This is a genomic window from Solimonas sp. SE-A11 (assembly GCF_030345715.1).
Classification (GTDB): Bacteria; Pseudomonadota; Gammaproteobacteria; order Nevskiales; family Nevskiaceae; genus Solimonas_A.
The window spans coordinates 49,981-64,115 of record NZ_JAUASX010000019.1 but is presented as its reverse complement, the minus strand read 5'-3'; the positions used below and the strand labels follow the sequence as shown (position 1 = coordinate 64,115).

General features: G+C 68.9%; 6 protein-coding genes. All 6 read right to left on the bottom strand.

All coding sequences use genetic code 11. The features are described from left to right. Positions 1-8 precede the first annotated feature (8 nt). Genes treY through treS form a run of 6 tightly spaced genes read right to left on the bottom strand, consistent with a single transcriptional unit; the run spans position 9 to position 14,132 of the window. Complete coding sequence (treY, locus tag QT386_RS18665; protein WP_289275259.1) at positions 9-2,705, bottom strand: malto-oligosyltrehalose synthase; 2,697 nt, start codon at positions 2,703-2,705, stop codon at positions 9-11. Next, complete coding sequence (gene malQ / locus QT386_RS18660) at positions 2,702-4,780, bottom strand: 4-alpha-glucanotransferase (RefSeq protein ID WP_289275258.1); 2,079 nt, start codon at positions 4,778-4,780, stop codon at positions 2,702-2,704. The genes treY and malQ overlap by 4 nt, the downstream gene beginning before the upstream one ends. Next, positions 4,777-6,555, bottom strand: coding sequence for a malto-oligosyltrehalose trehalohydrolase (gene treZ, locus QT386_RS18655; RefSeq protein ID WP_289275257.1), 1,779 nt, complete (start codon positions 6,553-6,555; stop codon positions 4,777-4,779). The genes malQ and treZ overlap by 4 nt, the downstream gene beginning before the upstream one ends. Beyond that, entirely contained in the window at positions 6,552-8,663 is a 2,112-nt protein-coding gene (gene glgX / locus QT386_RS18650; RefSeq protein ID WP_289275256.1) for a glycogen debranching protein GlgX, read from the bottom strand. The genes treZ and glgX overlap by 4 nt, the downstream gene beginning before the upstream one ends. Further along, positions 8,656-10,860 carry a 1,4-alpha-glucan branching protein GlgB gene (gene glgB, locus QT386_RS18645; RefSeq protein WP_289275255.1) on the bottom strand — a complete coding sequence of 735 codons (2,205 nt, stop codon included), beginning with the start codon at positions 10,858-10,860 and terminating at the stop codon, positions 8,656-8,658. The genes glgX and glgB overlap by 8 nt, the downstream gene beginning before the upstream one ends. Then, positions 10,857-14,132, bottom strand: a complete 3,276-nt coding sequence (treS, locus tag QT386_RS18640) for a maltose alpha-D-glucosyltransferase (protein WP_289275254.1) — start codon at positions 14,130-14,132, stop codon at positions 10,857-10,859. Before treS ends, glgB begins: the two co-directional genes overlap by 4 nt. Between the last annotated feature and the right edge of the window lie 3 nt (positions 14,133-14,135).

Sequence of the window (14,135 nt, the reverse complement as noted above, 5' to 3'; positions counted from 1 at the left end):
GACCCCCGTCACATTGCCAGCAATGCTACGGGGGCGTGGGCGAACAGGCGCCCCGGCGTCAGCCATTCGTCCAGCGGCCGGAGGGAATCCTCCCCAAGCAGGTTCCGGGCCGGGCGCCGAAGCTCCGGCGGGATGCGGATGACGGTATCGGCCCAGTCCGCCCACCGCAGGTCGGGCTCGCGCGGGTCCGGCAGCAGCGGCAGGCTGCGAAGCGGTACGGCAACCACCACAGCCTGCTCGCTGTAGCGGCGGGCGAAGGCCAGCAGGCGTTCCGAGTGTCGCCCCTTGACTGCCAGGGGCAGGTAGTCACCCGCGGCAAACAGTTCGGGCTGCCGGCGCCTCAGGCCCATAGCGGTCTGCAGCAGGTGCTGCTTGATATGCCCGTCACGCCAGCCATGCAGCAGTGCCGGCAGCGGACGGTGCCGGGCCAGGGCGCTGGCACGTGCCTCGAAATCCACCGGGCGGCGATTGTCGGGATCGACCAGGCTGAAGTCCCACCACTCGGTGCCCTGGTACAGGTCCGGCATGCCAGGCGAGGTCACGCGCAGCAGGGTCTGGGCCAGGCCGTTGATCGCCCCCGCGGCGGCGATGTCCTGAACGAGTGAATGGAGGCTGGCGACGAAGCTGGCATCGCCGAGCAGGCGCTGCAGGAAGCCGCGGCCATTGCCCTCGTAGGCCAGGTTGGGCTCCAGCCAGCTGCTGTGCCGCTTGGCCTCGCGCAGGGCCTTGAGCTGCCAGCCGGCGACACGCTCCTCGAGCGAGGCAAGGCCCTCGCGGTCATCCGGCCGCAGGTCCAGGGGCCAGGCGCCCACGAGTGTCTGGTAGAGCATCAGTTCGTCGGCGGCATCGGGGCCGGCGCTGCCATGACGCCGTGCGTTGCCTGCGCGCCACTCCCTCAGTGTGGTCGCCCAGCGCGTCGGCAGCTCGCTGAGTACCGCCAGTCGTGCGCGCAGGTCCTCTCCTCGCTTGTGGTCGTGCGTGGCCGTGGCCAGCATGGTCATTGGGTAGCGCCGGCGGCGCTCCCGCGACAGGCGGTGAAAGGCGGCGGCGCTCAGCGCGAAGCGCGCGGGATCGGCGCCTACCTCGTTGCGCGACAGCAGGCGCCCGTGCCGATAGAACACGGTGTCTTCCACCGCCTTGGCGGCCACGGGCGCGGTGAGCTGCTGGAAGCGCGCCATGGCCCGCAGGCGCAGGCGCCGTGCCGCCGAGGCGCGCAGCTGCCGTGGTGACTCGCCGCCCAGCCAGCGGTCGATCAGGATCAGCAAAGGCTGGTCCGAGTCCTGCAGCTTTGCCGCTGCACCAGCGACCACCTCGCGCATGATCGCGGCATCGGCGGCACTGCGCCCGCGGCCGTCGGCGTAGGTGCGGTACACCGGAAAGTGCACCAGCAGCTCCGACAGCACGCGCCGGATCGCAGGCAGGGTCCAGTCGCGCGTGCCCGGCTCGCTGCGGGCGATGCGATGCAGTGCATGGGCGCAGGCATTGAAGTCGGCGGAGAACAGCTCCTGAGGGATGCTGCGACGCGCGCGCGCTTCTTCCGCCTCATGGCCCGCGCGCCCAGAGAGCTCGCGCCATAGGTCGCTCAATGGAACCTCGCCGGCCGGATCGTGCAGCAGGGCGCCGACGTCATTCATGAAGGCGTAGCCGCTGCTGCCGTCCACTTGCCAGTCGCGCGCCAGTTTCTCGCCGGGTCCCAGGATTTTCTCGACCACGACGTAGGCGGGTTGCTCGGGCAAGCCGGGCGGGCGCCGGCCGGCCAGTTCCGCCAGGCGGGCGCGCAGGCGCCGGCAGTATGCGCGAGGATCAGCCAAGCCATCGACATGGTCGATGCGCAATCCGTCGAGCAGCCCCTCGGCGTAGAGCCGGAAGATGGTTTCATGAACGGCCTCGAAGACCGTCGGCTCCTGGATGCGCAGGCCGGCGAGCTGGGTGATGTCGAAGAAGCGGCGCCAGTTGATCTCGTCGCCGGCACAGCGCCACCAGCTCAGGCGGTAGTGCTGGCGCTCCAGCAGGCGATGCAGGTGGCGCGGATCGGCGTGGGCGTCGAGGATCGCCTGCAGGGCTGCGGGGCGTGCCTCGAATACGGTAGCCAGTTCGCGTCGGGCCATGGCGAAGTCACGACCGGCGCGGAACAGGTTGGCCTCCTCCAGCATCCCGGCCTGACGGAGCAGGGGAGCATAGTCGCGAGGCGCCAGCGGAAAGCGGTGGCCGTGGTAGGCGAACTGGAAGCGCTCCTCGAAGCGCAGCGCGATCTCGCCCTGAGCCAGGGTTTCGCCATAGGGCTTGCCGAGGAAGGGGGCCAGCATCCGGCCATTCAGCAGCGGGTCGCTGGAGTCCCAGTCGATGTCGAAGAATCCTGCATACGGGCTGCTGGGACCGTTCTCCAGCACGTCCTGCCACCAGGGATTGTCGGCTTCGCCGACCGCCATGTGATTGGGCACGATATCCACGATCAGCCCCATGCCGCGGGCACGCAGGCCGGCCACCAGTTCGCGCAGGCCGGCTTCGCCGCCGAGTTCCGGGTTGACCTGCGTGGGGTCCACTACGTCGTAGCCGTGCATGGAGCCGGCACGCGCACGCAGGATCGGCGAGGCATAGAGATGACTGATCCCCAGTGACTCGAAGTAGGGCAGTCGCCTCAGCGCATCGGCAAAACCGAAACCGGCATGGAGCTGCAGGCGGAGCGTGGCGCGAAGGATGGTCATTCTGGGCCGCGCTCCTCGCGCAGGATCGAAAGACGCTGCTGGGCCTCGGGCCGGCGCAACAACTGATCGGCCGGCTCCGGCAAACGCCGCCGCCAGTTGGGATGTTCGTCGAGCGTGCCCGGCAGGTTGGGCTGCTCCTCCAGGCCGGCGATGTCTTCCAGCGGCACCAGGGCCAGCTCGCAGGGGGTGCGGGCGACGAAGCGCAGTGCCGGTGCAATGGCCGCACTGCCGTCCTCGGCGGATGGCCTCGGCGCGCTGGCGACCCCTGCATATTCGAAAGCTCCCCAGAGCATGCCGCGGTCCTGCTCCCGCGCTTCGCGGTCGCGGGCGGCATCCGCGGCGCTGCCCTGGCCAGCGGCTTCGCGCGCGTCGATGTCGCGGCCCTGCCACCAGCCGCGCGTGGTCGGCAGGTCGTGCGTGCTGGTGGTGGCCATCGTCGCCGTACTCCAGCGCGCGGTCTCGATGAAGTAGCCATGATCGCGCTCGAACCAGAGCACGCGCATGCCCAGCAGGCCGGCCTGCTGCATGCGTTCGCGCAGGCCCTCCGGCACGGTCCCGAGATCCTCGCCGACGATCAGCGCCCGGCTGCGCCAGGACTCCAGCGCGATCAGCCGCATCAGGTCTTCCTGCGGAAATCGCAGGTAGGCGCCGTCGGCCGCGGTGCCACCATCCGGGATCAGCCAGAGCCGTTGGAGGCCCAGCACATGATCGATGCGCAGGCCGCCGACGTGGCGCAGCGCGGCGCGCAGCATCTCCAGGAAGGCACTGTAGCCGCGCGCCTGCAATGCGCGCGGCGACAGCGCCGCCAGGCCCCAGCCCTGGCCCAGCGCACTGATCGCATCTGGCGGTGCACCGATGCTGAGCCCCTGCAGCAGGTCCTGCTGGCGCATCCAGGCCTGGCTGCCGCCGCCGTCGCTACCCACCGCGAGGTCCCCGATGAGCCCGATCGACATGCCAGCCTGCTTGGCGGCGCGCTGCGCGCTGGCCAGGCCACGTTCCGCCAGCCATTGCAGGAAAACATGGAAGGCTACCTCGTCCTCGTGCCGGCGGGCGAACTCGGTGACGGCCGCGCTCGCGGGATCGCGCAACTCGGCTGGCCAGTCGCGCCAGTGCCAGCGTTGCTGCGCGAACTGCGCCGCATGCAGCGCCTCGAAGCGGGCATGCGCTTCCAGCGCCGCGCCGCCGGCCGCGCGGTAGCGCCGCCACTCGTCCATCAGCGGATCGGGGGAGCCGCCATCCCGCTGGAGCAGCTGCGACCACGCGGCGCGCAGCAGTTGCATCCGCAGGCGTTGCGCACGAGGCCAGTCGATCAGGGCCGCGGTCTCCAGCTCCGACAGACTGTCCGCGATGCCGCATTGCCGGGCCAGGCTGGCCGTCAACTCCGCACCGAGCAGGGAGGCGGGGTCGCCATGCATGACGTTGTAGAACAGGCGGCTGGATGGCGCGTAGGGCCCGTAGCGATGGATGTCGGCGCTGAACTGCGCATGCACCGGGCTGATCGCCACGGCGTCCGCGCCGGCGCCGGCCGCCTGCCGCAGGAAATCCTCCAGGGCGGTGAAGTCACCGATGCCGCCGTCGCCAGGACGGCGAAGGCCGTAAAGCTGCGCCGCCAGGCCCCAGACCCGAGGCCGTGTAGCAAGGTCGGCGATGCCGCAGCCGCGGCGCGGCGCCACGGCCAGCGTGATCTCGCGATCGGCCAGTTCGAGCCGGTGATAGCCGGGCAGGGTCACCGGCCGCAACCGGGCGCGGCCACCGCCGATGTCCTCCGGCTGCAGTTCCAAGATGTCGCCGCGCTCCAGTGTCAGCTTCAGCCGGCGTCCGGGCGTCAGCTCGGCAGCGGGGCCCTCGAAGCCGGCTTCGAGCGAGGCGGTCACCAGCGGCGGCAGGCGCGCGCGGGCTTGCTCGCCGCGCAGTTCCGCCAGCGTTTCCGACAGGCGCGAGGGGCTGTCGCAGGGCAGCCCCAGCGCGCCGAGGATGCGTTGCAGGTTCTCGCGCGAGACCTCGCGCTGCTCGCCGCGCCAGTCCTGCCAGCGCGGCGCGACGCCGGCCAGTTCAGCCAGTTCATGGAGCTTCATGGCGACTCCTGGAGATAGACGGCACAGCGCCGACCCGGCAGTTGGCCTGCCGCCAGTGCGGTGGCCAGGTCGGGTGCGGTGCCGTAGAGCAGCCTTCCGGCCTGCGGCGGCACCGGCACCGGCGTTTCGTGGAGATTGACCCAGACCTGCAGCACCGAGCCGTCTCCCAGTCGCCAGGCCGCATGCACCGCGCCGTCCGACAGCACTTCAGCCCCCAGGCTGCGGCTGCCGGGCAGCCGCGGTACCAGCCGATCCTGGCGCAGCGCCAGCAGGCGGCCCATCTCGAGCCGGCGTGCGCGTTGCGCCGGATCGGTGGCCTCGGCGGGATCGGCGGTGGAGCGCCGGAACGTGGCTTCGTCGTTGGGATCGGGAATGGCGGCGCGCGCCTTGTCGCTGCTGAATGCACTGAAGGAGGCGAATTCGCGCCGGCGGCCTTCGCGCACCGCCTCGGCCAGCTCGCCCTGGAAGTCGGTGAAGAACAGGAAGGGGCGGCGGCTGCCCCATTCCTCGCCCATGAACAGCAGCGGAATCTGCGGACTGAGCAGTTGCAGCGCGATGGCGGCGCGCAGCGATTCGGGATGCGCCAGCACTGTCAGCCGCTCCCCCAGCGCGCGGTTGCCGATCTGATCGTGGTTCTGCAGAAAGAAGACGAAGGAGTAGGGCGCCAGTGCGCGGCTGTCGCTGCCGCGCGGGGCCCCGCCATGACTGGGCGAGGGCTCTCCCTGGTAGGCGAAGCCCTCGCCGAGACAGCGGGCCAGATGTGCGGCGGGCGCTTCGGAATAGTTGGCGTAGTAGCCTTCGCGCTCGCCGGTCAGCAGCACATGGATGGCGTTGTGGATGTCGTCGTTCCATTGCGCGGAGTAGCTGCCCTGCAGGTGATGGGCCTCGTTGCGCTCGTTCTCCAGCACGAGGTGGATGTGGCGGGCCGGACCGACGCGCTGGCGTAGCAGGGCACCGAGCTCGGCGATGAAGCTGTGGTCGTGAATTGCATGCACGGCATCCAGGCGCAGGCCGTCGAAGCGGTACTCCTCCAGCCAGTACAGCGCGTTCTCGATAAAGTAGCTGCGCACCTCCGGCCGGCGAAAGTCGATGGCGGCGCCCCACGGCGTCTGCCGGTCCTCGCGGAAGAACGGCGGCGCATAGGACGACAGGTGATTGCCCTCGGGGCCGAAGTGGTTGTAGACCACGTCGAGCAGCACCATGATGCCGAGGCCATGCGCGGCATCGATCAATTGCTTGAGTTGCTCCGGGCGGCCGTAAGCCGAATCGGGCGCAAACGGCAGCACGCCGTCATAACCCCAGTTGCGACTGCCGGCGAAATCCGCGACCGGCATCAACTCGATCGCGGTGATGCCCAGCTCGGCCAACTCGGGCAGCCGCTCGCGCACGCCGTCGTAGCCGCCGCAGGCGCCGACGTGCAGTTCGTAGATCACGGCCTCGGTCCAGGGGCGGCCGATCCAGTCGTCCTGCTGCCATTCGTAGGCCAGAGGGTCGATCACTTCGCTGGGGCCTGCGACATCGCGCGGCTGGAAGCGCGAGGCGGGGTCCGGCACCTCGCGTCCATCCGGCAGGCGGAACAGGTATTGCGCACCGGCGCCGCAGGGCGCCTCCAGCGCGACCCAGCCATCAGGCTCCCGACGCATCGGGTGCGGCGCCTGACCGTCGACCAGCAGGTCTACGGCATCCACGCCCGGTGCCCACAGGCGGAAGGAGGTGAGGCCGTCGGCCAACAGGCTGGCACCGAAGGGCAGGCGGTGCCCGTGGCGCGCCGTCATGGGCCGGCTTCCGGCTGGAATTGGGCGAGCAACAGGACCAGGCTGCGGCGGTAGACGTCGTAATGCTGATCGCTCAAGGGGTCTTCCGGCTTGGAGGGTTCGCGGGTATCGACTACCAAGCGCCAGGACAGGGCGGGCTGCGGCAGGTGGAACCGGTGCTCGGCGATATCGGCGTTGCTCAGCAGCAGCATCGCTTCGACGCTGCCGTCCTCGCAGCGTCGCGCCCGGCGTACCATCAGTAGCCTGGCCATGCCGTTCTGCCAGTCCTCGCCCTGCAGTTCATTGCCGCTTTCGTCGAACCAGCCCACGTCGCGCAGGCCCGGCACCACCTCGATCTGGGCGTGCTGGTAATAGTCCGCACGCAACAGCGGATACTGCCGCCGCAGGCGGATCAGGCGAGCGACGAAATCGTGCAGGGCACGGCCGTCGTCCTGCTGCAGCAGCGACCAGTCGAGCCAGGCTGTTTCGTTGTCCTGGCAGTAGGTGTTGTTGTTGCCGCCCTGGGTCTGGCCGAACTCGTCACCGGCCAGCAGCATCGGCGTGCCGTGGGCGAACAGCAGCGTGGCGAGCATGCTGCGCCGCAGGCGCTCGCGGCGCAGCAGGATGCGCGGCTCCTCGGTGGGACCCTCGGCGCCCCAGTTGTGGCTGTCGTTATGGTCGGCGCCGTCACGGTTGTCTTCGCCGTTGGCCTCGTTGTGCTTCTGCGCGTAGCTCACCAGGTCGTTCAGCGTGAAGCCGTCGTGGGCGGTGATGAAGTTGATGCTGGCCCAGGGGCGGCGGCGGTGATGGTCGAACAGGTCGGCCGAACCCTGCAGTCTTGCGGCCAGCGCCGCCCGCTGGTTGGGGTCGCCGCGCCAGTAGCGGCGCAGGTCATCGCGGAACATGCCGTTCCACTCGCTGAAGCCCGGGGGATGCTGGCCGATCTGGTAACCGCCGGGGCCGACGTCCCAGGGTTCGGAGATCAGCTTGACGCGCGACAGCACGGGATCCTGCATCAGGGCGTCGAAGAAGCCGGCGCCCGGATCGAAGCCTGAGGGCTCGCGTCCCAGGCTGACGCCCAGGTCGAAGCGGAAACCATCGACGTGGAATTCCTGCACCCAGTAGCGCAGCGAATCCATCACCATCTGGATAACGCGCCGCTGCGAGAAGTCCAGGGTGTTGCCGCAGCCGGTGTCGTTGATGTGGTAGCGCGGTTCGTCCGGCATCAGCCGGTAGTACACCGCATTGTCGAAGCCGCGCAGGGACAAGGTGGGTCCCAGCTCGCTGCCTTCGCAGCTGTGGTTGTAGACCACGTCGAGCAGCACCTCGATGCCGGCTGCGTGCAGTTGCTTCACCGCCCACTTGATCTGGCCGAGGGTGCCGTCGGAGAGATAGGCCTCTTCCGGTGCGAACCAGGACAGTGTGTTGTAGCCCCAGTAATTGGTCAGGCCGTTCTCCAGCAGGTGACGGTCCTTGGCGAAGGCGTGTATCGGCAGCAGCTCGACGGCGGTAATGCCGAGCTGCTTGAGATAGTCGATCGTGGCGGGATGCCCCAGAGCGCCGAAGCTGCCGCGGTCATGCTCGGGCAGGTCTTCGCGCCGCTTGCTGAAGCCGCGCAGGTGCATCTCGTAGATCACGGTTTCGGACCACGGAATGCGCGGCGGGTGATCGTTGCCCCAGTCGAAGTGCTCCTCCCAGACCACACCCTTGGGCATGTAGGCGGCGCTGTCACGGCGGTCGAAGGACAGGTCGGCCCTGGGCGAGCCGATGTGATAGCCGTAGAGCGCATCGTGCCACTGCAGTGAACCGTGCAGGCGGCGCGCGTAGGGATCCAGCAGCAGCTTGTTCGGATTGAAGCGATGGCCCTGTTTCGGCTCGTAGGGGCCGCTGGCGCGGTAGCCATAAAGCTGGCCGGGCCGTGCATGGGGCAGGTAGCCGTACCAGATGCCATCCGTGCAATCCGGCATCGCCAGCCGGGAGATCTCGTGGCGGCCATTGCCGTCGAACAGGCAGAGCTCGACCTTTTCGGCATGCTCGGAGAACACCGAGAAGCAGGTGCCGCGGCCGTCGAACTGGGCGCCTAGCGGGCTGGAGGAGCAGCGCAACAGGCGGTCGGGCAGATCAGACATGCGGCGATGCCTCCTGCGGCTCCCAGGCCAGCAGCAGCGTGGCTAGCGGTGGCAGCGTGAGGGTCAGCGAGTAAGGTTGGCCATGGCTCGGCTGCGGGTCGGCCTGGCACTCGCCGCCGCTGCCGACACCGGAGCCGCCATAGATCGCGGCATCGCTGTTGAGGATTTCGCGCCAGCGTCCCGCGCGCGGCGCGCCCAGGCGGTAGCCATGGCGCGGCACCGGCGTGAAGTTGCTGATGGCGATCACCGGCGGTGCGGCCAGGTGCCCGGCGCGGTACCAGGCGAAGACGCTGTTCTGGCGATCGTCGCTGACGATCCAGTGGAAGCCCGAGCCCTCGCAGTCGCATTCGTGCAATGCCGGCTGTTCGCGATAGATGCGGTTGAGATCGCGCAGCAGGTCGTGGACGCCGCGATGCAGCGGGTCTTCCAGCAAGGCCCAGTCCAGGCTGGCATCGTGGTTCCACTCCCGAGGCTGTGCCAGTTCGCCGCCCATGAACAGCAACTTCTTGCCGGGGTGCGACCACATGAAACCGTAGTAGGCGCGTAGGTTGGCGAACTGCTGCCAGCGGTCACCCGGCATCTTGCCGATCATGGAACCCTTGCCGTGCACCACTTCGTCGTGGGACAGCGGCAGCATGAAGCGCTCGGAGAAGGCATAGACCAGGCCGAAGCCAATGCCATCATGATGATGGGCGCGATGCAGTGGATCGCGCTGGATGTACTGCAGGGTGTCGTGCATCCAGCCCATGTTCCACTTGTAGGAGAAGCCGAGACCGCCGTCCTGGATCGCATGCGTCACGCCGGGCCAGGCGGTGGACTCCTCGGCGACGACGATGGCGCCGGGACAGCGCGCCGCGACCACCTCGTTGAGATGCCGCAGGAACTCGACGGCCTCCAGGTTCTCGCGCCCGCCATAGCGGTTGGGTACCCACTCGCCGGGCTTGCGCGAGTAGTCGCGGTAGAGCATCGACGCCACCGCGTCGACGCGCAGCCCGTCGAGGTGGAACTCCTGCAGCCAGTGCAGTGCGCTGGCGATCAGGAAGCCCTGTACCTCGCGCCGGCCGAAGTTGTAGATCAGCGTGTTCCAGTCCTGGTGATAGCCCTCGCGAGGATCCTCATGTTCGTACAGCGCGGTGCCGTCGAAGCGCGCCAGCCCATGCGGATCGCTGGGAAAGTGCGCCGGCACCCAGTCCGCCAGCACGCCGAGACCGGCAGAGTGGGCGCGGTCGATGAAACGCTTGAGGGCCTCCGGTTCGCCCATGTCCGCCTGCGGGGCGAACATGCCCAGGGGCTGGTATCCCCAGGAGCCGCCGAAGGGATGGGCGGTGATCGGCAACAGTTCGATATGCGTGAAGCCGAGGTCCTGCACATAGGGGATCAGGCGTTCGGCCAGGGCGTCCCAGTCCGGCGTCTCACCCTTGCGCCAGGAGCTAGCATGCAGCTCGTACACGGCGATCGGCGCCTGCGGCGACTGGCACGCTTCCCGTCCGGCCATCCAGGCATCGTCGGTCCAGTCGTAGGGGCGCTCCGCGGCCACGATGGAGGCGGTCTGCGGTGGGCGCTCGGTCTGCAGCGCAACGGGGTCGGCCTTCTGCACGACCTGTCCGAGCGCATCCAGCAATTCATACTTGTACAGGCTTCCGGTGGCGAGGCGCGGCAGGAACAGTTCCCAGATGCCGCTACCCCGGCGCAGGCGCATCGGGTGCCGCCGGCCGTCCCAGTGGTTGAAGTCGCCGATCACCGATACGCGCTGCGCGTTGGGCGCCCATACCGCGAAGCGGATGCCCGGCACGCCGCCGACGATGGCGTGCTGCGCGCCCAGGCAGCTTCCGAGGCGGTAATGACGGCCTTCGCCGATCAGGTGCAGGTCCAGTTCGCCCAGCAGAAGGCCGAAGGCATAGGGGTCCTCGGTCTCCTGCACGCCACCGCCTGGCCAGTGGATGCGCAGCCGGTAGCGGTGAGCCGGCGGGATGCGGCCGGCGAACAGCCCCGGCACCTGCAAGGGCTTGAGCACCGCGAGCACGCCGCTCTCGTCCACCGCGGCCACCTCCTCGGCGCCGGGCAGGAAGCAGCGCAGCACCACGTTATTCCCATCCTCATGGGGCCCCAGCGCGGCGAAAGGATCGCCGAGTCGGCCTTCGGCCAATGCCTGGGCCTGCTCCGCGGGGAGGAACAGGCTGGAGTCGCGCGCCCTCATCGAGGCACCCCCACGCGTTGGATCAGCGTGGCGAGACCGCGCAGGGGCACCGGCAGCCAGTCCGGACGATTAGCCGCTTCGTAGCAGAGCTCGTACGCAGCCTTTTCCAGCGTGAAGAGATCGATCAGCGCGCTCTCGGCGCCCTCGGACTGCCAGCGATGCGGGATCGCTGAGGAGGCGCTGCGGTAAGCCTGCAGGAATACCTCCGGTACTTCGCGGCGGAAGCGCTGCAGCACCGCGTCGCGTGCCTCTGGGTGTTCCACTCGGGCACCGGCCACGGCGGCGGCGTAGTCGAAGGAGCGCAGCATGCCGGCGACGTCGCGCAGTGGGCTGGTGCGGCGGCGACGCTCGGCCAGCGGCCGCGCGGGCTCGCCCTCGAAGTCGATGAAAAAGGCGTCCCCCTGGGCGACTAGCACCTGTCCCAGGTGCAGGTCGCCGTGGGTGCGCGTCAGCAGCGAGCCCAAGCCCTGCACGGCCAGGGCCGGTACGGCGGCCTGCAGGGCCGGGCGCGCCGACTGCAGTTGCTGTGCCAGCGCCCGGTCGGCCTCGGACAGGCCGGCGGCGGTGCGCAACTGGTCCAGCGCGGCCTCGGTGGAGGCCAGCACGGCGGCGGTCCATTCGCGGCGGTCCTGCTCGTCGGCGCTGCGCGGGGCAAAGGCCGGGTCGTCGCTGTCCTGCGCCAGCACGGCATGCAGCTCGCCGAGGCGGCGGCCGAGCAGCGCGGCGAAGGGCAGGTACTCACCCAGCGTGTCCACCGGTGGATCGCGGGGCGTGGCGGCATCGGCGAAGGCGCGCTCCAGCAGGTTCAGCGTCCAGCCCCAGGCATCGCCCTGGTTGTGCATGAAGCTCTGCAGCACGGCTAGCACCCGCGGCGTGCCCTCGCGGTCGATGTGCGTAACCTCGCCCAGCAAAGGAGCGATGTTGGGATAGCCGCGCTCCGTCAGCACGCGGCCCATCTCGGCTTCGGGGTGCAGGCCGGGCAGCAGGCGCCGGATCAGCTTCAGCATCACCGCCTCGCCCAGGATCAGCGAGCTGTTGGATTGCTCGGACGACAGGCGCCGCACTTCGGCGTCAGGGGCAAGGATGACGGCATCCAACCGGGAGGTAGGCCGGAAGTGCAGCTCGCCATCGTCGGTGGGCAGCGCTGCGCCGCTGCGCAGGTAGTCCAGCAGCCCGCGCGCCAGGGCATCCAGCGTAAAGGCATCGGTCAGATACCCCAGCTTGGCGCCGCGGCGCACACGGGCCAGGGCCAGCTGGTGCGGCAGGGCGGTGACCGCTTCCTCCTCCGGCAGGAAGCCCAGCGGCAGTTGCCAGCGCTCAGAGGATTCACCGGCGGTTTCCACCTGTGTCATCAGGATCGGGCGCGCCGTGCCGGGCAACATGGTGGCCGAGACGATGCGGCAGCCGTCGAAACGGCGGTCCTTGGCCGAGAACCAGCGACGCTTCGGCAGGTAGGCCGGCAGCACCTCCTGCTCCAGCAGCTGCCGCGACGGCGGCTGCAGCAGTTCACCGACCTCGCGTCGCAGCACGAAGGTGCGGAAGTCCGGCATCGGCTCCGGCGAGGGCTGGTGCCAGGCCGGCATCTGTGCCTCGCGGGCCAGCAGGAACCAGTAGAAGCCATGCGACGGCAGCGTCAGCAGGTAGGGCAACTGGCCGATCGGCGGGAAGGCCGAGCCGCCCACCATCTCCACTGGCACGCGGCCGGCGAAGACCGCCAGGTCCAGTTCCACCGCCTGGGCATTGCGGCCGACGTTGGCGACGCACAGGATCGTCTCGCTGCTGCCGTCCTCCGCGGTGTACTCGCGCAGGTAGGCCAGCACGCGGCGGTTGCGCGGGTATAGCAGCTTGAGACTGCCGCGGCCGAAGGCCTTGTGCTGACCGCGGATGCGCAGCATGCGGCGCGTCCAGTTGAGCAGGGAGTGCGGATCGCGATCCTGGGTCTCGACGTTGACAGCCTGGTAGCCGTAGACAGGGTCCATGACCGGCGGCAGCACCAGCGCTGCCGGATCCACGCGCGAGAAGCCGCCATTGCGGTCCACCGACCATTGCATCGGCGTGCGCACGCCGTCGCGGTCACCGAGGTAGATGTTGTCGCCCATGCCGATCTCGTCGCCGTAGTACAGCACCGGCGTCCCGGGCATCGAGAGCAGCAGGGAATTCAGCAGCTCGATGCGGCGGCGGTCACGCTCGACCAGCGGCGCCAGACGGCGGCGGATGCCTAGGTTGATGCGCGCACGGCGGTCGGCGGCGTAGGTGGTCCAGAGATAGTCGCGCTCCTTGTCCGTCACCATTTCCAGCGTCAGCTCGTCGTGGTTGCGCAGGAACACTGCCCACTGGCAACTGGCGGGGATGTCCGGCGTCTGACGCAGGATGTCGGTGATGGGAAAGCGGTCTTCCTGGGCGATGGCCATGTACATGCGGGGCATCAGCGGGAAGTGGAAGGCCATGTGGCATTCGTCGCCGTCGCCGAAGTAGAGGTTGGTGTCCTCCGGCCACTGGTTGGCCTCGGCCAGCAGCATGCGGTCCGGGTAGGAGGCGTCGATCTCCGCGCGGATGCGCTTGAGGATGCCGTGCGTCTCCGGCAGGTTTTCGTTGTTGGTGCCCTCGCGCTCGATCAGGTAGGGCACGGCGTCCAGGCGCAGTCCGTCCACGCCCAGGTCCAGCCACCAGCGCATCGTCGCCAGGACCTCCTCCATGACCTGCGGATTGTCGAAATTGAGGTCCGGCTGGTGCGAATAGAAGCGGTGCCAAAAGTAGGCGCCGGCCACCGGGTCCCAGGTCCAGTTGGACTTTTCGGTGTCCAGGAAGATGATGCGCGTGCCGTCGTACTTCTGGTCGCTATCGGACCAGACGTAGAAATCGCGCGCGGCGCTGCCGGGCTTGGCACGGCGCGCACGCTGGAACCAGGGATGCTGGTCGGAGGTGTGGTTGATCACCAGCTCGGTGATCACGCGCAGGCCGCGCTCATGGGCTTCGGCGATGAAGCGCCTGGCATCCGCGAGCCGGCCGTAATCGGGGTGCACGGCACAATACTCTGCGATGTCGTAGCCGTCGTCGCGGCGCGGGCTGGGGTAGAAGGGCAGCAGCCAGATCGCGGTGACGCCGAGGCCGGCGATGTAGTCCAGCTTGTCGATCAGGCCGGCGAAGTCGCCAATGCCGTCGTTGTTGGCGTCGAAGTAGGACTTCACGTGCAACTGGTAGACCACCGCGTCCTTGTACCAGAGCGGGTCCCGTGGAAATGCGCTGATGTTGTTTTTCGGCTTCCTTGCCATGAA

Excerpts from the sequence above, each read along its gene's own strand:
- treY (WP_289275259.1), bottom strand. The coding sequence starts at position 2,705 with ATGACCATCCTTCGCGCCACGCTCCGCCTGCAGCTCCATGCCGGTTTC.
- malQ (WP_289275258.1), bottom strand. The coding sequence starts at position 4,780 with ATGAAGCTCCATGAACTGGCTGAACTGGCCGGCGTCGCGCCGCGCTGG.
- treZ (WP_289275257.1), bottom strand. The coding sequence starts at position 6,555 with ATGACGGCGCGCCACGGGCACCGCCTGCCCTTCGGTGCCAGCCTGTTG.
- glgX (WP_289275256.1), bottom strand. The coding sequence starts at position 8,663 with ATGTCTGATCTGCCCGACCGCCTGTTGCGCTGCTCCTCCAGCCCGCTA.
- glgB (WP_289275255.1), bottom strand. The coding sequence starts at position 10,860 with ATGAGGGCGCGCGACTCCAGCCTGTTCCTCCCCGCGGAGCAGGCCCAG.
- treS (WP_289275254.1), bottom strand. The coding sequence starts at position 14,132 with ATGGCAAGGAAGCCGAAAAACAACATCAGCGCATTTCCACGGGACCCG.